The 21,561-nt window shown below is 70.5% G+C and carries 22 protein-coding genes; 10 read left to right on the top strand and 12 right to left on the bottom strand.

Translation table 11 applies throughout. The features are described from left to right. Nucleotides 1–20: 20 nt before the first annotated feature. A complete protein-coding gene (locus ACZ7LT_RS17590) occupies nt 21–1,034 on the bottom strand; it encodes an SAM-dependent methyltransferase (protein ID WP_471236930.1) in 1,014 nt (337 codons plus the stop codon). A gap of 95 nt (nt 1,035–1,129) precedes the next feature. Here ACZ7LT_RS17590 and ACZ7LT_RS17585 point away from each other — a divergent pair, with 95 nt between their 5' ends. Genes ACZ7LT_RS17585 through ACZ7LT_RS17575 form a run of 3 tightly spaced genes read left to right on the top strand, consistent with a single transcriptional unit; the run spans nt 1,130 to nt 3,672 of the window. Next, a complete protein-coding gene (locus ACZ7LT_RS17585; protein WP_471236929.1) occupies nt 1,130–2,332 on the top strand; it encodes a sensor histidine kinase in 1,203 nt (400 codons plus the stop codon). 54 nt (nt 2,333–2,386) lie between these two features. Continuing rightward, entirely contained in the window at nt 2,387–3,064 is a 678-nt protein-coding gene (locus ACZ7LT_RS17580) for a response regulator transcription factor (protein WP_471236928.1), read from the top strand. 5 nt (nt 3,065–3,069) lie between these two features. Beyond that, complete coding sequence (locus ACZ7LT_RS17575) at nt 3,070–3,672, top strand: AAA family ATPase (protein ID WP_471236927.1); 603 nt, start codon at nt 3,070–3,072, stop codon at nt 3,670–3,672. A 120-nt stretch (nt 3,673–3,792) separates the two neighbouring features. Here the strand turns inward: ACZ7LT_RS17575 and ACZ7LT_RS17570 are convergent, their stop codons facing one another. The 4 genes from ACZ7LT_RS17570 to ACZ7LT_RS17555 all read right to left on the bottom strand — a co-directional run bounded on the left by ACZ7LT_RS17570 (nt 3,793) and on the right by ACZ7LT_RS17555 (nt 7,288). Beyond that, entirely contained in the window at nt 3,793–4,800 is a 1,008-nt protein-coding gene (locus ACZ7LT_RS17570; protein WP_471236926.1) for a hypothetical protein, read from the bottom strand. Between the two features lie 97 nt (nt 4,801–4,897). Continuing rightward, entirely contained in the window at nt 4,898–5,881 is a 984-nt protein-coding gene (locus tag ACZ7LT_RS17565; protein ID WP_471236925.1) for an ABC transporter substrate-binding protein, read from the bottom strand. A 25-nt stretch (nt 5,882–5,906) separates the two neighbouring features. Then, nucleotides 5,907–6,611 (bottom strand): ABC transporter permease, encoded by a 705-nt coding sequence (locus ACZ7LT_RS17560; RefSeq protein WP_471236924.1) that lies wholly within the window; start codon nt 6,609–6,611, stop codon nt 5,907–5,909. After that, complete coding sequence (locus ACZ7LT_RS17555) at nt 6,611–7,288, bottom strand: ABC transporter permease (RefSeq protein ID WP_471236923.1); 678 nt, start codon at nt 7,286–7,288, stop codon at nt 6,611–6,613. The genes ACZ7LT_RS17560 and ACZ7LT_RS17555 overlap by 1 nt, the downstream gene beginning before the upstream one ends. Nucleotides 7,289–7,432: 144 nt before the next feature. Between ACZ7LT_RS17555 and ACZ7LT_RS17550 the strand changes: the two genes are divergently transcribed. Further along, complete coding sequence (locus tag ACZ7LT_RS17550) at nt 7,433–8,581, top strand: ABC transporter ATP-binding protein (protein WP_471236922.1); 1,149 nt, start codon at nt 7,433–7,435, stop codon at nt 8,579–8,581. On the opposite strand, the gene ACZ7LT_RS17545 is transcribed toward ACZ7LT_RS17550, so the two are convergent. Beyond that, nucleotides 8,568–9,680, bottom strand: coding sequence for an alpha/beta hydrolase (locus ACZ7LT_RS17545; RefSeq protein ID WP_471236921.1), 1,113 nt, complete (start codon nt 9,678–9,680; stop codon nt 8,568–8,570). The two genes, ACZ7LT_RS17550 and ACZ7LT_RS17545, sit on opposite strands and share 14 nt — an antisense overlap. 157 nt (nt 9,681–9,837) lie before the next feature. Between ACZ7LT_RS17545 and ACZ7LT_RS17540 the strand changes: the two genes are divergently transcribed. The 6 genes from ACZ7LT_RS17540 to ACZ7LT_RS17515 all read left to right on the top strand — a co-directional run bounded on the left by ACZ7LT_RS17540 (nt 9,838) and on the right by ACZ7LT_RS17515 (nt 14,621). Beyond that, a complete protein-coding gene (locus ACZ7LT_RS17540; RefSeq protein WP_471236920.1) occupies nt 9,838–11,670 on the top strand; it encodes a phosphatidylglycerol lysyltransferase domain-containing protein in 1,833 nt (610 codons plus the stop codon). 37 nt (nt 11,671–11,707) lie between these two features. Further along, complete coding sequence (gene folP, locus ACZ7LT_RS17535; protein WP_471236919.1) at nt 11,708–12,565, top strand: dihydropteroate synthase; 858 nt, start codon at nt 11,708–11,710, stop codon at nt 12,563–12,565. Then, the gene (locus ACZ7LT_RS17530; RefSeq protein ID WP_471236918.1) at nt 12,562–13,020 is read left to right on the top strand and encodes a nuclear transport factor 2 family protein; all 459 of its coding nucleotides are present in this window, start codon (nt 12,562–12,564) and stop codon (nt 13,018–13,020) included. Before folP ends, ACZ7LT_RS17530 begins: the two co-directional genes overlap by 4 nt. Nucleotides 13,021–13,153: 133 nt before the next feature. Beyond that, on the top strand, nt 13,154–13,513 hold the full coding sequence (gene folB / locus ACZ7LT_RS17525; protein WP_019888422.1) for a dihydroneopterin aldolase: 360 nt from the start codon (nt 13,154–13,156) through the stop codon (nt 13,511–13,513). Then, nucleotides 13,510–14,097 (top strand): 2-amino-4-hydroxy-6-hydroxymethyldihydropteridine diphosphokinase, encoded by a 588-nt coding sequence (gene folK / locus ACZ7LT_RS17520; protein ID WP_471236917.1) that lies wholly within the window; start codon nt 13,510–13,512, stop codon nt 14,095–14,097. Before folB ends, folK begins: the two co-directional genes overlap by 4 nt. A 44-nt stretch (nt 14,098–14,141) precedes the next feature. Continuing rightward, nucleotides 14,142–14,621 carry a DUF3180 domain-containing protein gene (locus ACZ7LT_RS17515; protein WP_471236916.1) on the top strand — a complete coding sequence of 160 codons (480 nt, stop codon included), beginning with the start codon at nt 14,142–14,144 and terminating at the stop codon, nt 14,619–14,621. 31 nt (nt 14,622–14,652) lie between these two features. On the opposite strand, the gene ACZ7LT_RS17510 is transcribed toward ACZ7LT_RS17515, so the two are convergent. The 6 genes from ACZ7LT_RS17510 to ACZ7LT_RS17485 form a co-directional block, all read right to left on the bottom strand. Continuing rightward, nucleotides 14,653–15,642, bottom strand: coding sequence for a hypothetical protein (locus tag ACZ7LT_RS17510; protein ID WP_471236915.1), 990 nt, complete (start codon nt 15,640–15,642; stop codon nt 14,653–14,655). A gap of 66 nt (nt 15,643–15,708) precedes the next feature. Then, nucleotides 15,709–16,314 carry a GTP cyclohydrolase I FolE gene (folE, locus tag ACZ7LT_RS17505; protein ID WP_471236914.1) on the bottom strand — a complete coding sequence of 202 codons (606 nt, stop codon included), beginning with the start codon at nt 16,312–16,314 and terminating at the stop codon, nt 15,709–15,711. 121 nt (nt 16,315–16,435) lie between these two features. Next, nucleotides 16,436–18,460 carry an ATP-dependent zinc metalloprotease FtsH gene (gene ftsH / locus ACZ7LT_RS17500; protein ID WP_471236913.1) on the bottom strand — a complete coding sequence of 675 codons (2,025 nt, stop codon included), beginning with the start codon at nt 18,458–18,460 and terminating at the stop codon, nt 16,436–16,438. Between the two features lie 152 nt (nt 18,461–18,612). Then, nucleotides 18,613–19,152: a hypoxanthine phosphoribosyltransferase gene (hpt, locus tag ACZ7LT_RS17495; RefSeq protein WP_471236912.1), complete on the bottom strand. Its 540-nt coding sequence runs from the start codon at nt 19,150–19,152 to the stop codon at nt 18,613–18,615. A gap of 42 nt (nt 19,153–19,194) precedes the next feature. After that, nucleotides 19,195–20,220, bottom strand: a complete 1,026-nt coding sequence (tilS, locus tag ACZ7LT_RS17490; protein ID WP_471236911.1) for a tRNA lysidine(34) synthetase TilS — start codon at nt 20,218–20,220, stop codon at nt 19,195–19,197. 194 nt (nt 20,221–20,414) lie between these two features. Then, nucleotides 20,415–21,545, bottom strand: a complete 1,131-nt coding sequence (locus ACZ7LT_RS17485) for a zinc-dependent metalloprotease (RefSeq protein WP_471236910.1) — start codon at nt 21,543–21,545, stop codon at nt 20,415–20,417. Nucleotides 21,546–21,561: the final 16 nt, after the last annotated feature.

Genomic DNA, 21,561 nt, shown 5'->3' with positions numbered 1-21,561 from the left:
GTGTCCCCGCCCCATGCCCGTCAACCTTCCGCCCGCACCCGCCGCATCAGCCAGGTGAAGTCGCCGAGCCCGCCCCGCGCCAGCAGCTCCGCCGCCTCGCCCGCCGCCGACAGGGCCCGTACGTACGCCACCGGGTCGGACGACGCCAGGGCCAGCGGGGGGCGCTCGGCGGCGACGCCGAGGCGGGCCAGCGCCTCCCGCTGGGTCAGCAGTTCGCCGCCGTCCGCCGCGCAGGCGTCCAGCGCCACATGGGAGGTGAGGTCGCAGCTGCCGTCGGGGACGGGCCGGACCTCCCGGCCCTCACGGAAGCCGGTCAGCGTCCCGAACGGCGGCCGGGCCTCACGTACGTGCGCGTAGTCGACCGCGACCGCGAGGCCCTCGGTGAGCGTGGCGAGGGCCGCCGCCCAGGCCTCGTCGCGGGGCCGGCCGATCTCGGCTCGCTCCCCCGGCCCGGTCCGCGGCCACCAGCGGGCCAGCCACTCGGCGTCCGCGCCACGGACCGGGGCGCCGAGGCGCTCGGTGCCGTCCGCCCGTACCTCCACATACCTGCGCACACCGTCCTCGTCCGTCTGCGCGATGTCGACCGGGACGTTGTCCAGCCACTCGTTGGCGAACAGCAGCCCCCGCACCCCGGCGGGCGGTCGGCCGGTCCATTCGATACGCGGGTCGAGACCGGCCGGGCGGGGCGCGCGCTCGACACCGTACGCGCGGACCCGCTCCCGCAGCCCCGGCTCCAGCGCCGCGAGCACCCCGGTCAGCAGCTCCCCGCGCCCGGCGCCGATGTCGACCAGCGCAATCTCGTCGCCGTTTCCCTCGCCGCCGAGCTCGTCCGCGAGCCGTGTCAGCAGCCTGGCCACGGCGGACGCGAAGAGCGGGGAGGCGTGTACGGAGGTGCGGAAGTGACCGGCGGGGCCCTCAGGGCGCAGATAGAAACCACCGGGCCCGTACAGCGCCCGCTCGGTCGCCTCCCGCCAGCCGAGCCAGCCCGGTCCGCCGGGCGGGTTACACGCATCACCCGATGCTTCATCCGTCATGATCACCAGTCTCCACCTTGCGGAGTACGCCCCGGCCGACCGGATCGCCCCTCCGGTTGACCCATGCACCTATCTGCTTTCCCTACGCTTGTCACGTGCAGCGCCTCTACGACTTTCTCCGCAGGCACCCGACGGGCGTCGACACCTTCTGGGGTGTCGTCCTCCTCGGGTTCTCCCTGCTGTGGGTGGTCTCCAAAGCCCCGTCGGTCGAGCCGCTCGCCGGCTACGTGTGCGTCGCCCTGGGCCTCAGCACCGTCGTCGCCCTGCGCCGCCGCGCGCCGGAGAAGATGCTCCTGCTCGCGCTAGCCCTCGGACTTGTCCAGCTCGCCCTGAACGTCGAGCCGATGATCGGCGACTTCGCCATGCTCGTGATCATCTACACCGTCGCGGCGCACGACGGACCGCGCTGGGCCTCCAGACTGGCGCTGGTGGGCGGGCTGAGCGCGGCGACCCTCACCCAGCTGCGCTGGCCGAGCGCGGCCGAGGCCGGGCTCGGTGCCGAGGTCTTCTTCACCGTGATCATGACCGTGCCGTTCGCCCTCGCCTGGGTCCTCGGTGACTCGGTGCGCACCCGGCGCGCCTACTTCGCCCAGCTCGAGGAACGCGCCTCGCGCCTGGAGAAGGAGCGCGAGGCGCAGGCCAAGGTCGCCGTCGCCGCCGAACGCGCCCGGATCGCCCGCGAACTGCACGACGTCGTCGCGCACAACGTCTCCGTGATGGTGGTGCAGGCCGACGGCGCCGCCTATGTCCTGGACGCCGCGCCCGACCAGGCCAAGCAGGCCCTGGAGACCATCTCCAGCACCGGCCGGCAGGCGCTCGCCGAGATGCGCCGGCTCCTCGGCGTGCTGCGCACCGGCGAGCACGAGGAGGCCGGGGAGTACGTGCCCCAGCCGGACGTCGAACAGATCGGGGACCTCGTCGAGCAGGTGCGCGGCGCCGGTCTCGCCGTCGACTTCAAGATCGAGGGAACGCCCCGGCCGCTGCCCAGCGGCGTCGAACTCACCGCGTACCGGATCGTGCAGGAAGCCCTCACCAACACCCGCAAGCACGGCGGTCCGGACGTCGGCGCGAGCGTACGGCTGGTCTACTTCGACGACGGGCTCGGTCTGCTCGTCGAGGACGACGGCCGGGGCGCCACGCACGAGATGTACGAGGACGGTGGCGCCGACGGCCGCGGTCACGGTCTGATCGGTATGCGTGAACGGGTCGGCATGGTCGGGGGCACGCTGGACGCGGGGCCCCGGCCCGGCGGCGGCTTCCGCATCAGCGCCCTGCTTCCCCTCAAGCCCGCCCATTAGCGCCGCCCCGGCCCCGCGGGGGGCCGCCCGCCCCACAGCCCGTAAAGGACAGCCATGTCGATCCGTGTGATGCTCGTCGACGACCAGATGCTCCTGCGCACCGGTTTCCGTATGGTGCTGGCCGCCCAGCCGGACATGGAGGTCGTCGCGGAGGCAGGTGACGGTGTGGAGGCGATCGAGAACCTCCGCTCCACCGCCGTGGACGTCGTCCTCATGGACGTCCGCATGCCGAAGCTCGACGGGGTCGAGGCCACCCGCCGTATCTGCGCGCAGCCGGACGCCCCCAAGGTGCTGATCCTGACCACCTTCGACCTGGACGAGTACGCCTTCTCCGGGCTGAAGGCGGGTGCCAGCGGCTTCATGCTCAAGGACGTGCCGCCGAACGAACTGCTCGGCGCCATCCGCTCGGTGCACAGCGGTGACGCGGTGGTGGCGCCGTCGACGACGAGGCGGCTGCTCGACCGGTTCTCGCCGATGCTGCCGTCGGCGGGCAAGGAGCCGCAGCACAAGGCGCTGGAGAAGCTGACCGAGCGGGAACGGGAGGTCATGATGCTGGTCGCCCAGGGGCTGTCCAACGGCGAGATCGCCGCCCGTCTCGTGCTCTCCGAAGCGACCGTGAAGACCCATGTGGGCCGCATCCTCACCAAACTGAACCTGCGCGACCGCGTGCAGGTCGTGGTGCTCGCCTACGAGACCGGCCTGGTTCGGGCGGGCGGTGGTGGGGCACTCTGAGCCCCATGCTGCTGTGGATCAACGGCCCTTTCGGGGGCGGCAAGACCCAGACCGCGTACGAGCTGCTGCGCCGGCTGCCGGGGAGCGTGGTGTGCGACCCGGAGGAGGTCGGCTTCGGTCTGCACCGGATGACACCCCGCGCGCTGCGCGGTGACTTCCAGGACCTGCCCGCCTGGCGCCAGGGCGTCTTCGAGGTGCTGGATCTGACGCTGCGGCGCCACAGGGGCGCGGTGATCGTCCCGATGACGCTGGTGGAGGGCCCGTACTTCGAGGAGATCGTCGGACGGCTCCGGGAGGCCGGGCACGATGTGCACCACTTCGCGCTGCTCGCGCGCCGCGAGACGGTGCTGCGCCGGCTGAGCGAGCGCGGGCTCGGCCGCGGTCTGAAGCGTGAGAGCTTCGCCGTCGCGAAGCTCGACCACTGCCTGGAGCGGCTGGAAGGACCTGAGTTCGCGCGGCACATCCGGACGGACCGGCTGACCGTCCCTCAAGTCTCCGACCGCATCGCCGCCTCGGCGGGGCTCACCCTCACCCCGAACACCGACAGCGAGATGCGGCACCGGCTGCGCCGCCTTCAGGTCGGCGTGCGCCACATCCGCTTCATCTGACCGCTGCGCAGGGCGGCCCGGGGCCCGCTCATGCGACTGCCCGCACCCCGGCGGCCGGAGGCCGTGCGGTGCGGGCAGAGGCGCCACGATCTTTCTTCTACGGTCAGGAATTCACCGCGGTCAGGAATTCACCGCTCCGCGCAGCTCCGCCACATCGAGCTGCTCGGTCTCGTCGTGCGCAGTCAGGTCGATGACCTTGCCGACCGCGCGCTCCTCGGTGTGCCGGTGGGCGGCGAGCGCCTCGGCCCCGACCACGTCGGCGAGGTCCTCACCGGCGACCGCCTCGATGGCGGCCGCCGCCTTCTTCTGCGTACCGAAGAAGTCGAACCCGCCCTCGGGGCGCGGTACCGGCCGGCGCTGCGCGTACGGGACGATCGCGGCCGCGGCCGGGACGGCCCGTACGGCGGGGACCGCGGAGACGGCGGGCAGGGCGCGCTGAGGGCGGGTGTGGTGCTCGGTCTCCTGCTGCGCACCGCCCGCCGCGTGCTTCCCCTGCGGCTCCTCCGTCTCCCGGGCCCGCTCGGCCAGGTCCCGCTTGCGGGCCGCCTCGGCCGTGCGGCGGGCCTCCTGGGTGGCCGCGTTGCGCGAGAGGTTCTCCAGCGCCCTGGCCGCCGCGAGGTACGAGGCGGGGGTGGGCGTCGAGCCGGCCACGGGCAGCACCTTGGCCGGGGAGGAGGCCTCAATGGCGAGCTGCCGGCGGCCCTCCAGGGCGCTGGCGCGCTCGGTCTCCGCCGTGGCGTACCGGCGCAGCAGGGCCGCGTGCTCCCCGCGCAGCCCTGCAAGCTCCACACGCTTGGCGCGCAGTTTGGCGTCGAGGCGGGCCCGCAGCTCGCGGGACTCCTCGATGTCGGACTCCAGCTCCGCTATGCGCTCCTCGGTCTTCCACTGGTCACCGAGGCGGGCCCGGGTCAGCTCGGCGACCTTGCGGCCCGCGCTCCGGTCCCAACTGCGCATGAGGACCGCACCGGTGACGGCCGCGGCAGCAGCCGCGGCGACCAGGGTGCGCAGGACGACCGGGTCGGCGAAGAGCCAGGCGCCGGCGGCACAGAGGACTGAAGCTCCGGCGACCGCGGAGGGCGGCAGAAGCCTGTGCAGGGGTGGGGAATGGCGGTGGCGTCCACGTGGCATGGCCTGAAATTTACCGTGCGTAGGCGCCGTATGGGGGGTCGGCCCGGCATTCTCTTGCTCACTTCTCGGTGACGGGCCGACTCCCCTTACCCACCTCTTACTTCTTGATCAGTCCCTTCGACCGGAGGTACTCCTTCGCGACGTCCTGCGGCTTGACCCGCTCCGCGTCCACCTTGCGGTTCAGCTCCGCGAGATCGGCCGTCGTCAGGGCCTTGGTGAGCTTGTCCAGGACGGCGGCTATCTCCGGCGCCCCGGCGTCCTTCGCATTGACGACGGGCAGCACATTGTCGGCGTTCTGCAGCTTCTTGTCGTCCTCCAGGAACACCAGCCCGAAGGAGTCGATCGTCGCGTCCGTCGTGGTGGTCAGCACGAGCTGGTCCACCCCGTCCTTGACGGCCTGCTTGGCCTGCGGGGTGCCGACGCCCTTGGGGTCCACCCCGGCCACGTCAATGCCGTAGGTCTTCTTCAGACCGGGGGCGCAGAAGGGTCGTACGGCGCATTCGTCGCCCGCCGCGATCTTCACCTTGAGCTTCGCGGCGCCGAGATCGGAAAGCGTCTTGAGCTTGTTCTTCTCGGCGAATTCCTTCGTGACCGCGAACGCGTTCTGATCGACGGCCTCTCCGGCTGGGAGCACCTTCAGTCCGAGCGGCTCGGCCAGCTTCTTCAGCGCCGCGACGGTGGCGGCCGGGTCGCTGGTGGCGACCGGCTTCTCTTCGGGCGCCTTCGGGCCGTTCACCTTCGCGTTCAGGAATTCCGCGATCGTCGCCGCGTATTCCGGTACGACGTCGATCTCACCCTTCTCCAGCGAGGGTTCGTACAGTTCACGGTTCTTCACCGTGGTCACGGAGGTCTGGTAGCCGGCGTCGCCGAGGACCTGGGCGTACAGCTCCGCCAGCACCTTCGACTCGGTGAAGGCCGCCGCTCCGACGACGAGCGAACCCTTCCCGCCGCCGCCCGCGCCGCCGGCACCCGCCGAGCCGCCGCCCTGCTTCTCCAGGCTGTCGCCGCCGCACGCGGCGAGTCCGGCCGTCAGCGCCAGCGCGCCCACCACCGCACCCGCGATACGCGAGATCCTGCTCACGAGTCACTCTCCCAGTCTTGAGTCTTCACACGGTCTTACGCAGGAGGCCGGGGTCCTCGCGTACGGGCGCCGGGCGCACCGGCCCGAGCAGCCTGCCCACTCCCACCAGCACGGCCTCCACCAGGAGGGCGAGCACGGCCACGAGCAGGGCGCCCGCCACCACCTGCGGGGTGTTGTACGTGTTGAAGCCGGCGGTGATGATCCGGCCGAGGCCGCCCTGCCCGACCATCGCCGCGATGGTCGCGGTGGCGACCACCTGCACCGCGGCGGACCGCAGCCCGGTCATGACCAGCGGCTGCGCGAGCGGGAGTTCGACCTTCCGGAAGAGCTGCCCCCCTGACATCCCCATGCCGCGCGCGGCCTCCACCACCGCCCGGTCCACCTCCCGCATCCCCACGTACGCGTTGGTCAGCAGCGGCGGGACGGCGAACAGGACCAGCGCGATGACGGTCGGCAGATATCCGGCGTTGCGCAGCGGCGACACCATGAAGAGGGCCAGGACCGCGAAGACCGGGATCGCCCGCCCCACGTTGGACACATTGATGGCGAGGGTCCCGCCCCGGCCGCGGTGGCCTAGGAAGAGCCCCAGCGGCAGCGCGACGGCGCAGGCCACGGCGAGGGCGACCCCGCTGACGTACAGGTGCTCGCCGAGGCGGTGCCAGACGCCGCCCTCCCCCGACCAGTTGGCGCCGGTGGCCAGCCACTCCCACGCCTCCGAGACCACTCCCATCAGCCGGCCCCTCCCGCGACGCGTATTCGGGTCCAGGGCGTGAGCAGGCGCTGGAGCCCCAGGAGCAGCAGATCGGCGACGACGGCGAGCAGCACGCAGAGGACCGAGGCGGTGAGCACCTGCGCCTTGAAGAAGCTGGGCAGGGCGTCCTCGATGAGATTGCCCAGACCGCCGCGGCCGACGATCGACCCGACCGTCGTCAGCGCGATCGTGGAGACCGTCGCCATCCGTATCCCGGCCATCAGCGCGGGCAGCGCCAACGGCAGCTCGACCTCCCACAGCAGCCGCGCGGGCCCGTACCCCATCCCGCGCGCGGCCTCCCGCGCCTCGGCGGGCACGGCCTGGAGGCCGGCGAGGGTGTTGCGTACGAGAATCGTCAGTGAGTACAGCACCAGACCGGTCACCACCAGCGCCGCCGACAGCCCGAACAGCGGCAGCAGCAGCGAGAACATCGCCAGCGACGGCACCGTGTACAGCACGGTCGTCAGCCCGAGCACCGGTCCGGCGAACCGCGGTCTGGCGCGGGCGAACAGCGCCAGCGGCACGGCGACGACCAGGCCGATCAGCACCGAGACCACCGTGATCCCGACGTGCTGGAGCGTCGCGTCGGTCAACTCCTGGCTGCGGGTGCGCAGATATTCCCCGCAGATCCAGTCGTTGGTCGCCAGACAGCTCATGCCCCACCCCCCGTCCCGGACAGCCGATCCAGTGTTCGACCCAAAACGACCCTATCCCCGACCACTGACAATCGCCGAGGACCACCACATTCCGGCAACACGCCCTTCACACACCCGCCCGGGGGAGCGACCACAATGGGAGCCATGATCCGATTCGAGAACGTGACGAAGCGGTACGCCGACGGCACGACCGCCGTGGACGACCTGTCCTTCGAGGTCGCCGAGGGTGAACTGGTCACGCTCGTCGGACCGTCCGGCTGCGGCAAGACCACCACGATGAAGATGGTCAACCGGCTGATCGAGCCGACCGAGGGCCGGATATACCTCGGCGGCCAGGACATCGCCCAGAGCGATCCGGTCCAACTGCGCCGCCGTATCGGCTACGTCATCCAGCAGGTCGGCCTCTTCCCGCACAAGACGGTCCTCGACAACACCGCGACCGTGCCGCACCTGCTCGGCGTCCCCCGCGCCCAGGCCCGCGCGCGGGCCGCCGAACTCCTCGACCTGGTCGGCCTCGATCCGCGCACCTACGGCGACCGCTATCCCGACCAGCTCTCCGGCGGTCAGCGCCAGCGCGTCGGGGTGGCGCGGGCGCTGGCCGCCGATCCGCCGGTGCTGCTGATGGACGAGCCGTTCGGGGCGGTCGACCCGGTGGTCCGCGAGCGTCTGCAGAACGAATTCCTGCGGCTCCAGTCCCAGGTCCGCAAGACCATCCTCTTCGTCACCCACGACATCGAGGAGGCCGTACGGCTCGGCGACCGTATCGCCGTCTACGGCAACGGCAGGATCGAGCAGTTCGACGCCCCGGCCGCCGTGCTGGGCGCCCCCGCCACCCCGTACGTCGCCGATTTCGTCGGCGCGGACCGCGGCCTGAAGCGGCTCTCGGTCACCCCGATCGAGCCCGGCGACCTCGAACAGCCCCCGGTCGTCCATCTCGACGACCCGCTGCCCCGCCCGCTCGACTCGCGCTGGGCGGTCGTCCTGGACCACGAGGAGAATCTGCACGGCTGGATCTCCGCCGAACAGGCCACCCTCGGCAAGGGGCACGTACGGGACCACGCCCGCCGCATGGAGGCCTGGCTGCCCGTCGGCGCCTCGCTCAAGCAGGCCTTCGCGACCATGCTCCAGCACGACGCGGGCTGGATCGCGGTCATCGACGCGGCGGAGACCGGACGCTTCCTGGGCGTCCTCACCCCGGCCACGCTGCACGAGGCGCTGCGCCGCTCCACCGCCGCCGACGCCCAGGACATCGCCCGTACCGACGTGGAGCTGGAGACGGTCAGCTCGCGCTGAGCCGGCCGCTCATCCACGCCAGTGTCGGCGGGATCTCGCGGTTCCAGGTGTTGAAGTTGTGCCCGCCGCTGTCCAGCGTGATGGAGGAGACCCGCGCGGGCGCCTTCACCTTGGAGATGAACGCCAGGGTGCCCTTCAGATTGCCCTCGCCCTGCTTGGACGTGGTCACGAGGAAGGAGCTCTTGGACGGCGGGAGCCGGTCCAGGCTCCGCAGCAGGTTGGCGCGGTCGCGCTCCTTCTGATTGCCGTGGAAGAGATCGCCGGTGGTCACGTCCTCGGCGGCCTTGTAGTACGCGGACAGGCCCGCGCCGGCCGAGAACTGCTCCGGGTGGTGCATGGCTATCTTCAGCGCGCAGTAGCCTCCGGTGGAGTTGCCGATGAAGCCCCAGTTCCGCGGGTTCTTCCCGACGCGGTACGTCTCCGACACCGCCTTGGGCAGGTCCTTGGCGAAGAACGTCTCGGTCTGCGGGCCGCCGGGGATGTCCACGCACTCGGTGTCCCGGGGCGGCGCGACGGTCGGCCGCATCATCACGAGGATCATCGGCCGCATCTTCCCCGCCTTCACCTGCTGGTGGGCGGTCTTGGGGTACTTGAGGCCCTTGAGCAGGTTCTCGGCGGTGCCGGGGTAGCCGGTCAGGACGATGGAGGCCGGAAAGGTGCTCTTGGCGTACCGCGGCTGGAAGTACTCCGGCGGCAGATAGACGTACGCCTGGCTGTCGATCTTCGACTTCTCGCCGGCGATCACCACCTTCTGGATCTGGCCGCCGACCGACGGCCGGCCCGCGCCGGGCACGTCCGGCTTCTGCGTGGCGACCACCTTGATGTCCTTGGCGCCCGCCGAATGGTCGACGACCACGCCCAGTTCCTGCTCCTGGCCGAAGAGGTCGGCCCAGGAGCCGTAGAAGAGGAAGGACTTGTTGGCCGCGAGCCCGACCGACGCGAACAGCGCCAGCTGGGTGGCGAGGAGAAGCCCCACCCGGCCGAGGACGGCGCGCCAGCCGCGGCGGGAGAGCCGCGGCCAGAGCCACACCGTGGCCACGAAGAACACCACGGCGAGCACGGTGGCCAGCGCCAAAACCTTGTTGCTGGTGAGACCCATGAGTCGTTCGAGCTTTCTTCCTTGAGAATTTTCCTGAGAGCGAGTGAACCCGCTCCCCTGACGTGTCGTCCTAGAGGGCGCACATCATCCGGTCCGGCGCCCACGACCACGACCACGGCGGCCGGACTCCAAATCTTTCGCAGAGCCACGGGAAGCGATGTCTGTCACGGTAGATGGGGACAAAACAGGATTGGTTCCGGATCGGGTACGCCGGATACTGCGCGGGCCGCGCCCCGAGGCGGTCCCCTCCCTCGTCGGTACGGCCTGCACGTTCATCGGCCTGATCGACATCGCGGCCGGGGTCTTCCCTCGGTTCCGCGCCAGCCGTATGCACGCCCTCGCCGAGGTGCTGCCCGGCACCCTCGGCCCGCTCTCCGCCGCGCTGTCCCTGAGCGTGGGCGTCCTGCTCCTGCTGCTCGCCCACGGCCTCAAGCGCCACAAGCGCCGCGCCTGGCGCGCCGCCGTCATCCTGCTGCCGCTCGGCGCGGTGGCCCAGTTCGTCTGGCGCCACTCCTACGTCGGCGTCCTGTTCTCGGTCGCGCTGCTCGCCCTGCTGCTGCGCCACCGCGGCGAGTTCGCCGCCCTGCCCGACCCGCGCAGCCGTTGGAAGGCGCTGGCCAACTTCATCCTCATGGGCGCCGGGTCGATCGGGCTCGGCCTGGTCATCGTCAGCGCCCACCCGCGCCGGGTCATCGGCAGCCCCAGCCTCGCCGACCGGCTCGAGCACGTCCTGTGGGGCCTCTTCGGCTACGAAGGCCCCGTCCGCTACGCCAGCAACGTCGACTGGACCGTCGGCTACTCGCTCGGCGCGCTCGGCCTGCTCACCGCCGTCACCACCATCTACCTGGCCTTCCGCCCCGAGCACCCGGCCGCCCGGCTCACCGAGGACGACGAGTCCCGGCTGCGCGAGCTGCTCGCCAAGCACGGCGGCCGTGACTCCCTCGGCCACTTCGCGCTCCGCCGCGACAAGGGCGTCGTCTTCTCCCCCAGCGGCAAGGCCGCCGTCTGCTACCGCGTCGTCTCCGGAGTGATGCTCGCCAGCGGCGACCCCATCGGCGACGTCGAGGCCTGGCCCGGCGCGATCGAGCGGTTCATGGACGAGGCCAAGGCCCACTCCTGGACGCCCGCCGTCATGGGCTGCTCCGAGACCGGCGGCGAGGTCTGGACCCGCGAGACCGGACTCGACGCCCTGGAGCTCGGCGACGAGGCGGTGGTGGACGTCGCGGATTTCTCGCTCACCGGGCGCGCCATGCGCAATGTGCGCCAGATGGTGAAGCGCATCGAGCGCAACGGTTACACCACCAAGGTCCGGCGCGTCCATGACCTCTCCGAAGGAGAGCTGGAGCGCGTCCGGCGCGCCGCCGCCGACTGGCGCGGCACCGACACCGAGCGCGGCTTCTCCATGGCCCTCGGCCGGATCGGCGACCCGGGCGACGGTGACGCCGTCATCGCCACCGCGCACAAGGACGACCCCGACTCCCCCTACGGCGACCTGAAGGCGATCATCCACTTCGTGCCCTGGGGCAAGGACGGCATGTCCCTGGAGCTGATGCGCCGCGACCGCAGCGCCGACCCCGGCATGAACGAACTGCTGATCGTCGCCGCGCTCCAGGAATCCCCCCGGCTCGGCATCGAACGCGTCTCGCTGAACTTCGCCATGTTCCGCGCCGCCCTCGCGCGCGGCGAGAAGATCGGCGCCGGCCCCGTCCTGCGGCTCTGGCGCGGGCTGCTCGTCTTCCTCTCGCGCTGGTTCCAGATCGAGTCGCTGTACAAGTTCAACGCCAAGTTCCGGCCGCGCTGGGAGCCCCGCTTCGTGGTCTACCGCAAGAGCCGCGACCTGCCCCGCATCGGCTTCGCCGCGATGCAGGCGGAAGGCTTCGTCACCTTCTCCCTGCCCCGCCCCTTCGCCCGCCGCAGGCCGGCCGCGCAGCCCCGGCCCTGCGCCCACATCGTTCCCCAGCACACCGACCACGAAGTACGCGCCGCCTGAACCGGGCCGCGCACCCGCTGGGCCCTAGGCTGGAGGCATGAGTACGTTGCGCGGACGGGGCACGGCCTGGGGCCTGCCGGAGTGGGATCGCTGTGCGGTCATGGGAGTCGTCAATGTGACGCCGGACTCCTTCTCCGACGGCGGCCGCTGGTTCGACACCACGGCCGCCGTCAAGCACGGACTCGACCTGGTCGCCGAAGGCGCGGACCTGGTCGACGTGGGCGGCGAGTCGACCCGCCCCGGTGCCAGCCGGGTCGACGAGGACGAAGAGCTGCGGCGGGTCATACCGGTCGTACGCGGCCTCGCCGCCGAAGGCGTCACCGTCTCCGTGGACACCATGCGCGCCTCGGTCGCCGCGCAGGCCGTCGCGGCCGGCGCCGCCCTCGTCAACGACGTCAGCGGCGGCCTCGCCGACCCGGGCATGGTCCCGGCCGTCGCCGCCGCCGAGGTCCCCTTCGTCGTCATGCACTGGCGCGGCTTCAGCAGCACCATGAACAGCCTCGCCGTCTACGACGATGTGGTCGCCGAGGTCGTCGCCGAACTGCGCGCCCGTATGGAAGCCGTCGTCGAGGGCGGCATCGCCCCCGAACGGCTGATCGTCGACCCCGGCCTCGGCTTCGCCAAGCAGGCCCCGCACGACCTGGCCCTCGTCGCCCACCTCGGCGACCTGCACGAACTGGGTCGGCCTCTTCTGGTCGCCGCCTCCCGTAAACGCTTCCTCGGCCACGTCCTGGCCGGCAGCGGCGGCCCGCCGCCGGCCCGCGAACGGGACGCCGCCACCGCCGCCGTCTCCGCCATCGCCGCCCATCAGGGCGCCTGGGCGGTCCGCGTCCACGAGGTGCGCGCCACCGCCGACGCCGTACGGGTCGCCCGAGCCGTCGAGGGAGCCGCGTGACGCGCGCCACCGACATCGAGGCCGTGGAGGCGGCCAACACCGCCTTCTACGAGGCGATGGAGCGCGGCGACTTCGAGGAGATCTCCGACCTCTGGCTCGACGACCGGCGCTCCACGATCACCTGCGTGCACCCCGGCTGGCCGGTCCTCACCGGCCGCGGCGAGGTGCTGCGCTCGTACGCCCTGATCATGGCGAACACCGAATACATCCAGTTCTTCCTCACCGACGTCCAGGTCTCCCTGGCCGGCGACACCGCGCTGGTCACCTGCACGGAGAACATCCTCAGCGGCGGGCCCGCCGAGGACGGCGCCGAACTCGGCCCCCTGGTCGGGCAGCTCGTGGTCGCCACGAATGTGTTCCGGCGCACAACCGGGGGGTGGCGGATCTGGTCCCACCACGGTTCGCCGGTCCTCACCGAATCCGGCGACGAGGAAGGCGACGACACCGCCGCCTGAGTGGGTAAGCGGGGGGCAGACGCACCCCATGAGCGGGCACTGTCGGTACCCGCAGGTAGATTCGAGAGGTGGCACAACGCCGTCCGCACCCGGCAGCGTGCCGCAAGACCTACGAACAGCAGGAGTGATTCGCGTGGATCGTGTCGCGCTGCGCGGCCTCAAGGCCCGCGGGCACCATGGCGTCTTCCCCCGGGAGCGCGAGGAGGGCCAGACCTTCATCGTGGACCTGGTGCTCGGCCTCGACACCCGCCCGGCGGCGGCCGACGACGACCTGGCGAAGACCGTGCACTACGGCGTGGTCGCGGAAGAGGTCGTGGACGTGGTCCAGGGAGAGCCGGTCGATCTGATCGAGACGCTCGCCGAGCGGATCGCCCAGCAGTGCCTGAAGCACGAGGGCGTCCAGGAGGTCGAGGTGGTGGTGCACAAGCCCGACGCGCCGATCACGGTCCCCTTCGACGACGTGACCATCACCATCACCCGGAGGCGAGCATGAGCGACCCCACGGTGCAGCCTGTCCCCACCTCCGTGGTGGAGACGGTCGACGCCGCCGACGTCACGCTCTCCAATCCCAAACGGGCCGTGATCGCCCTCGGCTCCAACCTGGGCAACCGCCTGGAGACGCTCCAGGGCGCCATCGACGCCCTGGAGGACACCCCGGGTCTGCGGGTCAAGGCGGTCTCTCCGGTGTACGAGACAGAGCCCTGGGGCGTCGAGCCCGGCTCCCAGCCGTCGTACTTCAACGCGGTCGTGGTCGTGAAGACGACCCTGCCGCCGTCGTCGCTGCTGGAGCGCGCGCACGCCATCGAGGAGGCCTTCGACCGGGTGCGCGAGGAGCGCTGGGGGCCGCGCACGATCGACGTGGACATCGTCACGTACGCCGACGTGGTCTCCGACGACCCGGTGCTGACGCTGCCCCACCCCCGCGCCCACCAGCGCGGCTTCGTCCTCGCCCCCTGGCACGACGTGGACCCCGAGGCCCAGCTGCCCGGCCACGGCCCGGTCGCCGACCTGCTGGCCGCCGTCGGCCTCGACGGTGTGACCGCGCGCGCCGACCTGGAACTCCGCCTGCCCGAATAGCCGCCCCGACCCCTTCTCGACGACCACGCAGCGAAAGGCACCTGGTGAAGCAACTGCGACTGAAGGTTCTGGCCGGACTCTTCGTCGTCGCCGGCATCCTGTCCTGGGGCGGCGCCCGGCTCTGGGAGGCCTTCGGCACCCTGCCCAGCGTGCCCCTCGCCGCGCCCATCGTGCTCGCCGCGATCGCCGTGGTCCTCACGGCCACGGCCCTGTCGATCCGCGCCCGCCTGAAGGCCCAGCGCGAGCGCCGCCCCGGCGCGAAGGGCGTGGAGCCCCTGATGGCGGCGCGCGCCGTGGTCTTCGGCCAGGCGAGCGCCCTGGTGGCGGCGCTGGTATGCGGCATGTACGGCGGCACGGGCGTGTACCTGCTCGGCTCCCTGGACATCCCGGCCCGCCGCGACCAGGCGATCTACGCGGCCTTCTCGGTCCTGGCCGGCATCGGCGTGATCGCGGCGGCCCTCTTCCTGGAGCGCGTCTGCAAACTCCCCGAGGACGAGCAGCCCCCGGGCACCACGGTGGTCTGAAACGCCCCAGTGAGCGCGCACCGGTCCGCGCTCACCACGCCTCCCTGACCAGGTGGCCGTTGACCAGGAACGTCGGGTGCGGGGCGAGCCGGTAGGCGTAGACCGTGAACGGCTTACCGGGCGCCGGGCGCCTGCGAACCTCGTGCACTTGGACCCACTGGGCCTCCTGCGGTTCCACGGGGTGCACCTCGGGTCGGAAGGTGCCTCGCCTCTCCCAGCGGTCCGTAACCAGCAAGTGGGACGCAGATCCCGCCCGCGCGGGCGTGAACCGGGCGCCGATCACTGTGGCCAGCTCAGCGAGGAAAGGAACGTTGGCGCTGACGATCACCCGTGCGCGCGCGTTCCCAAGTCGGCAACCGTCCCCGTCCGCGTAACCGTCCAGGAAACCGCCGAAGACCGAGCGATTCCTCAGCACGACCCGGGGGAATCGCTGCCGCATGTGGTGGGCATCTCCCCCGGTGTACTGGCGTAGCGCGTCTGCGAGGTACGAGGAGACGACCCTGACCCTGAAGCCCGGGGCCTCCCGGCCCAGGTAGCCGGAGGGTCGTGTGACCGCCTCCAGCCGGGCGCCCAACCCCGTGGCCACGGTGAGGCATTCCGCGTAACGCTGGGCGAACGCCTCATCGTTCACGACCAGCGAGACATAGTTCGGACCGACGGTGCCGTCTGCACAGGTGGCGCCCACGAAGTACCCGAACTCGTAGCAGGGCCGGATCGTCGCTCGTTCCCGGCAGAGCTTGCGGGCATGGGTCCACGCGACCACAGTGCCCTCGGCATCCAGCGCGTGCACCCAACCATCAGGCGTGCTCAGCAGCTGATCCGGCGTTGTGGCAAATGTCGTGTGGTCAGTGACCACTTCGACGATCTCTCGCGTCTTGACCGCTCTCACGGCTGTCACCGTGGTCTGGGCAGTCAGCGGGCCGTCCAGGGTCCATAACGTGTCGCCCACGCGAACACTGCGCGCCTGTGCGCGGCCCTCGACCATGTTGACGGTCTGCTTGCTGGGAAGTCCGTACCCCATCACACCCCCTGATCAGCGGCGATTCCACTGATCAGGGACCGTATCGGGCAGGTCTGACAATGACGGCTATCGCGCCATGATCAGGCTCATCGCCTCGTTACGGGTCGCGGCGTCGCGCAGCTGGCCGCGGACGGCCGAGGTGATCGTCTTGGCTCCGGGCTTGCGGATGCCGCGCATCGACATACACATGTGTTCGCACTCGATGACGACGATCACGCCGCGCGGCTCCAAGATCTCCATCAGGGAGTCGGCGACCTGGGTGGTCAGTCGTTCCTGGACCTGAGGGCGACGGGCATAGACGTCCACGAGGCGGGCGAGCTTGGAGAGGCCGGTGATCTTTCCACTGGTGGAGGGGATGTAACCGACGTGGGCGACGCCCCTGAACGGGACCAGGTGATGTTCACAGCATGACGTCACTTCGATGTCCTTGACCAGGACCATCTCGTCGTGGCCCAGGTCGAACGTCGTCGTGAGGACATCTTCGGCCTTCTGCCACAGCCCACCGAATATCTCCTTGTACGCCCTGGCCACCCGCCCCGGCGTCTCCCGCAGCCCCTCGCGGTCCGGGTCCTCGCCGACCGCGATGAGGAGCTCCCGCACGGCGTTCTCGGCGCGCTTCTCGTCGAACTCGCCTATCGTGCCCTCGCCGTCAAGCGTCACCGGGTCGGTCATCTGTGCCTCGTTCCGTCTACCTGAGTACGCGAAATGCCGCGCCCCCACAGGCTAAAACCTGGGGGGCGCGGCATACATTCCGGGTCTGCCGGGGCGACCCGGCAGGCCCGTCAAGGCGAGATCAGGCCTCCGGGCGCTCCTCGGGGACGATCTCGGTCGCCTTGCTGGTGTCGACCGTGGTGGTGTCCACCGTGGCGTTGTTCGCGCCGTTGGTGAGCGCCAGCTCCTTCGGGGAGAGCACCGGCGGACGCGTCGAGGGCGTACGCCGCGAGGAGCCGGTCCACGCCGGGCGGGCCGGGCGCTTGACGATCGGGGCGAAGATCTCGGCGATCTCCTCCTTGCCGAGCGTCTCCTTCTCCAGCAGCTGGAGGACCAGGTTGTCGAGGACGTCGCGGTTCTCGACGAGGATCTCCCAGGCCTCGTTGTGCGCGGTCTCGATGAGCTTCTTGACCTCTTCGTCGACCAGCGCCGCGACCTCTTCCGAGTAGTCGCGCTGGTGCGCCATCTCACGGCCCAGGAACGGCTCGGTGTTGTCGCCACCGAACTTGATCGCGCCGAGCCGCTCGGTCATGCCGTACTGCGTGACCATCGCGCGGGCCGTGGCCGTGGCCTTCTCGATGTCGTTGGCCGCGCCGGTGGTCGGGTCGTGGAAGACCAGCTCCTCGGCCGCGCGCCCACCCAGCATGTATGCCAGCTGGTCGAGCATCTCGTTGCGCGTGGTCGAGTACTTGTCCTCGTCCGGGAGCACCATGGTGTAGCCCAGGGCCCGGCCGCGGGACAGGATCGTGATCTTGTGGACCGGGTCGGAGTTCGGCGAGGCCGCCGCGACCAGGGCGTGTCCGCCCTCGTGGTACGCGGTGATCTTCTTCTCCTTGTCCGACATGATCCGGGTCCGCTTCTGCGGGCCCGCGACCACACGGTCGATCGCCTCGTCCAGCGAGTGGTTGTCGATCAGCTTCTTGTCGCTGCGGGCGGTCAGGAGCGCCGCCTCGTTCAGGACGTTGGACAGATCGGCACCGGTGAAGCCGGGCGTACGGCGTGCGACGGCGCCGAGGTCGACGTCCGGGGCGACCGGCTTGCCCTTCTGGTGGACCTTGAGGATCTCCAGACGGCCCTGCATGTCCGGGCGGTCGACGGCGATCTGCCGGTCGAAGCGGCCCGGGCGCAGCAGCGCCGGGTCGAGGATGTCGGGCCGGTTCGTGGCGGCGATCAGGATGACGCCGCCCTTCACGTCGAAGCCGTCCATCTCGACGAGGAGCTGGTTGAGGGTCTGCTCGCGCTCGTCGTGGCCGCCGCCGAGGCCCGCGCCGCGGTGCCGGCCGACGGCGTCGATCTCGTCGACGAAGACGATCGCCGGGGCGTTCGCCTTGGCCTGCTCGAAGAGGTCGCGGACCCGGGAGGCACCGACACCGACGAACATCTCGACGAAGTCGGAGCCGGAGATCGAGTAGAACGGCACGCCGGCCTCGCCCGCGACGGCGCGCGCGAGGAGCGTCTTGCCCGTACCGGGCGGGCCGTACAGCAGCACACCCTTCGGGATCTTGGCGCCGACCGCCTGGAACTTCGCCGGCTCCTGGAGGAACTCCTTGATCTCGTGGAGCTCCTCGACTGCCTCGTCGGACCCGGCCACGTCGGCGAAGGTCGTCTTCGGGGTGTCCTTGGTGATCAGCTTGGCCTTGGACTTCCCGAACTGCATGACTCGGGAGCCGCCGCCCTGCATCTGATTCATCAGGAACAGGAACACCACGACGATGAGGACGAAGGGCAGCAGCGAGAGCAGCACCGAGATGAACGGGGACTGCTTGGACGGCGAGACCGTGTAGCCCTTGTCGATCTCACCTGCCTCGAACTTCTTCTGCAGCGTCGCGGCCAGATCGGAACCCTGGGTCCCGATGTAGCTGGCCTGGATCTTGTCGCTGCCCTTGACCTTCTGGCCGTCCTTGAGGTCGACCTTGATGATCTGCTCGTCGCCAGTGGTCAGCTTGACCTGATCGACCTGGTTCTTGTCGATCGCCTGGACGACCTCACCGGTGTCCACCGTCTTGTAGCCGCCGGACGAGCCGACGACCTGCATCAACACGACCACGGCGAGGACGGCCAGCACGATCCACATGACCGGCCCACGGAAGTATCGCTTCACGTCCATCCATACGGAGCGAAATCGCTCCGTCCCTCCTGCCCGTAGGTAAATGCTGCTGTGAGAAAGAAAAGCTGTTCTTCGGACGGTACCCCAGCATTGTCACCCGCGACCGCCTTCCCTTGCTCCAACGGCGGGAGGGCGGTGCGGGTTCCCGTGCTTCAGCCTCCGTACACGTGCGGCGCGAGCGTGCCGACGAAGGGGAGGTTGCGGTACTTCTCCGCATAATCCAGGCCGTATCCGACGACAAACTCATTGGGAATGTCGAAGCCGATCCACTTCACGTCGATCGCGACCTTGGCGGCGTCCGGCTTGCGCAGCAGGGTGCAGACCTCCAGGGAGGCCGGCTCGCGCGAACCGAGGTTGGACAGCAGCCAGGACAGGGTCAGTCCGGAGTCGATGATGTCCTCGACGATCAGGACGTGCTTGCCCTTGATGTCGGTGTCGAGGTCCTTGAGGATCCGCACGACACCGGAGGACTGGGTGCCCGCGCCGTACGACGAGACGGCCATCCAGTCCATGGTGACGGGGGTGGACAGCGCACGCGCCAGGTCCGCCATCACCATCACGGCGCCCTTGAGGACACCGACGATGAGCAGGTCCTTGCCCGCGTACTCCGCGTCGATCTTCGCGGCCAGCTCTGCCAGCTTCGCGTCGATCTCTTCCTTGGTGATGAGCACCGACTGAAGGTCGGTGCTCATGTCCTTCTCGTTCACCCCGGGTCACTTTCGTTGCAGCTTGCGTCAGCCTTGCCGAATGACCAGTCTGCCACCCTGCCGTCGCGCCTCGACGCGGCCGGGCAGATTGATGGCCCCCTGGCCGCGCCAGCTCGTGATCAGCCGGTCGACTTCCTCGATGTGACGGGCGAAGAGGGACCCGGCGGGGGCGCCTTCGGCGATGACCGCGCGGCGCAGGACGCGGCGGCGGACGGCGGGCGGCAGTCCGTAGAGCTTCGCGCACTCCAGCTGGCCGGCTTCGTCGCGTACGGAGGAGTCCGCGTCGGCGGCCCAGGAGTCGAGGGCGTCGGCGTCGTCGCGGGAGAGCTGCGCGGTGCGGGCCAGTGCTTCGACGACTCCCTTGCCGAGCGCCTTCTCCAGGGCGGGCAGGCCTTCGTGGCGGAGCCTGGAGCGGGTGTAGGCGGGGTCGGCGTTGTGCGGGTCGTCCCAGACGGGGATCGACTGGACCAGGCAGGCCTTGCGGGCGGTCTGCCGGTCGAGCGCAAGGAACGGGCGGCGGTAGCGGCCGGCGGCGCCGGAGACGGCGGCCATGCCGGACAGGGAGCGGATGCCGGAGCCGCGGGCGAGGCCGAGCAAAACGGTTTCCGCCTGGTCGTCGCGGGTGTGGCCGAGCAGGACGGCGGCGGCGCCGAGGCGGTCGGCGGCTTCGTCGAGGGCGGCGTAGCGGGCGTCGCGGGCGGCGGCCTCGGGTCCGCCCTCGCGGCCGACGCGGACGGCGACGGACTCGACGGGGTCGAGGTTCATCGCGCGGAGGCGTGCGACGACCTCGGCGGCGCGGAGGTCGGAGCCGTCCTGGAGGCCGTGGTCGACGGTGATGCCGCCGGCGCGCACGGAAAGTTTGCGGGCTTCGAAGGCGAGGGCGGAGGCGAGCGCCATGGAGTCGGCGCCGCCTGAGCAGGCGACGAGGACCAGGGGCGCGGCCGGGGTGCCGTGCGCGTCGGTTCGGTTCTCGTTGGTGGTCTCGGTCAGTACGTCGTGGAGTACGCGGCGGACCGCCAGGCGTATCGCCGCGACCGCAGGATGGGGACCCATGTCCGGTGCCCTTCGTGGAGTAGGGGTGCCTCGGTCGGAGTGTTAACGGTCGTAACAGGGGGTTCGGTCACTCAGAGTGCGTCGATGGTGACAGAACCTGGCCGTTCCCCGAGCATTGCACGCCTACCCATGGCTCACGGTCCCTCGGATGGGTGATTAGGGGGGCGTCCTTCTGCCGTTCCGCCTCATCGGACTCACGAATCTGTTTTACGGTGCACCCTCGCAACCCAGTCCGCCGGTTTGGCGATCTCCGCCTTGGTCGGCAGTGTGTTCGGGGACGTCCAGACGCGGTTGAAGCCGTCCATGCCCACCTCCTCCACCACGGCCCGTACGAACCGCTCTCCGTCGCGGTACTGACGGAGCTTGGCGTCGAGGCCCAGGAGTTTGCGCAGTGCCTGGTCGAGGCGCGACGCGCCACGTGCGCGGCGCTGCTGGAACTTCTCGCGGATCTCCGCTACGGACGGCACGACCTGGGGTCCGACGCCGTCCATGACGTAGTCGGCGTGGCCCTCCAGGAGGGACATCACGGCGGTGAGGCGACCGAGGATCTCGCGCTGTTCGGGGGTCTGCACCAGCTCGACGAGGGAGCGTCCGCCGTCGTCCTCCTCGGCCTCGGGGCGGCCGCCGGCGAAGCTCTGAGCGGCTTCTCTCAGCCGTTCCAGGACGGTCGAGGGGTCGACGTCGGTCGCGCCGAGGAATGACTGAATTTCGCCCTGGAGGTGGTCGCGCAGCCAGGGGACGGCGGTGAACTGGGTGCGGTGGGTCTCCTCGTGGAGGCAGACCCAGAGACGGAAGTCGTGCGGGTCCACGTCGAGCTCGCGCTCCACGTGGACGATGTTGGGGGCGACGAGCAGGAGGCGGCCGCCGCCGTCGGCGCTGCCAGGCAGGTCGCGGGTGACGGGGGCGAAGGTCTCGTACTGCCCGAGGACGCGGGAGGCGAGGAAGGACAGCAGCATGCCGAGCTCGACGCCGGTGACCTTGCCGCCGACCGCGCCGAGCACGGCGGCGCCGGGGGTCCCGGAGCGGCGTTCCTGCATCTTGTCCAGGAGCGGGGCGAGCAGTTCGCGGAAGCCGGCGACGTTGGCCCTGACCCAGCCGGCCCGGTCGACGACCAGGACGGGGGTGTCGTGCGGCGTGTGGCCGTCGGGGATCATCCGGGTGTAGGCGCGTACGTGTTCCTCGGAGGACTTGGCGTGGCGCCGCAGTTCGGCGACGACCGCGCGGGCCTCGTCGCGGCTCACCTCCGGCCCCGGGCGCACCAGTCGGATCGCGGTCGCCACCGCGAGGTTCCAGTCGACCATCTCGGCACCACCGATGCTCGTCATGCGTCAACCGTACGTG

This window comes from Streptomyces sp. NPDC039465 (assembly GCF_055639315.1).
The sequence above is the reverse complement of the archived record's forward strand: the minus strand, read 5'-3'. Positions and strand labels throughout refer to the sequence as shown.

Bases quoted from the DNA above. Each gene is read 5' to 3' on its own strand.
- ACZ7LT_RS17590 (WP_471236930.1), bottom strand. From the start codon at position 1,034: ATGACGGATGAAGCATCGGGTGATGCGTGTAACCCGCCCGGCGGACCG.
- ACZ7LT_RS17580 (WP_471236928.1), top strand. From the start codon at position 2,387: ATGTCGATCCGTGTGATGCTCGTCGACGACCAGATGCTCCTGCGCACC.
- ACZ7LT_RS17575 (WP_471236927.1), top strand. From the start codon at position 3,070: ATGCTGCTGTGGATCAACGGCCCTTTCGGGGGCGGCAAGACCCAGACC.
- ACZ7LT_RS17570 (WP_471236926.1), bottom strand. From the start codon at position 4,800: ATGCCACGTGGACGCCACCGCCATTCCCCACCCCTGCACAGGCTTCTG.
- ACZ7LT_RS17560 (WP_471236924.1), bottom strand. From the start codon at position 6,611: ATGGGAGTGGTCTCGGAGGCGTGGGAGTGGCTGGCCACCGGCGCCAAC.
- ACZ7LT_RS17555 (WP_471236923.1), bottom strand. From the start codon at position 7,288: ATGAGCTGTCTGGCGACCAACGACTGGATCTGCGGGGAATATCTGCGC.
- ACZ7LT_RS17550 (WP_471236922.1), top strand. From the start codon at position 7,433: ATGATCCGATTCGAGAACGTGACGAAGCGGTACGCCGACGGCACGACC.
- ACZ7LT_RS17545 (WP_471236921.1), bottom strand. From the start codon at position 9,680: ATGGGTCTCACCAGCAACAAGGTTTTGGCGCTGGCCACCGTGCTCGCC.
- ACZ7LT_RS17540 (WP_471236920.1), top strand. From the start codon at position 9,838: ATGTCTGTCACGGTAGATGGGGACAAAACAGGATTGGTTCCGGATCGG.
- folP (WP_471236919.1), top strand. From the start codon at position 11,708: ATGAGTACGTTGCGCGGACGGGGCACGGCCTGGGGCCTGCCGGAGTGG.
- folK (WP_471236917.1), top strand. From the start codon at position 13,510: ATGAGCGACCCCACGGTGCAGCCTGTCCCCACCTCCGTGGTGGAGACG.
- ACZ7LT_RS17510 (WP_471236915.1), bottom strand. From the start codon at position 15,642: ATGGGGTACGGACTTCCCAGCAAGCAGACCGTCAACATGGTCGAGGGC.
- folE (WP_471236914.1), bottom strand. From the start codon at position 16,314: ATGACCGACCCGGTGACGCTTGACGGCGAGGGCACGATAGGCGAGTTC.
- ftsH (WP_471236913.1), bottom strand. From the start codon at position 18,460: ATGGACGTGAAGCGATACTTCCGTGGGCCGGTCATGTGGATCGTGCTG.
- hpt (WP_471236912.1), bottom strand. From the start codon at position 19,152: ATGAGCACCGACCTTCAGTCGGTGCTCATCACCAAGGAAGAGATCGAC.
- tilS (WP_471236911.1), bottom strand. From the start codon at position 20,220: ATGGGTCCCCATCCTGCGGTCGCGGCGATACGCCTGGCGGTCCGCCGC.
- ACZ7LT_RS17485 (WP_471236910.1), bottom strand. From the start codon at position 21,545: ATGACGAGCATCGGTGGTGCCGAGATGGTCGACTGGAACCTCGCGGTG.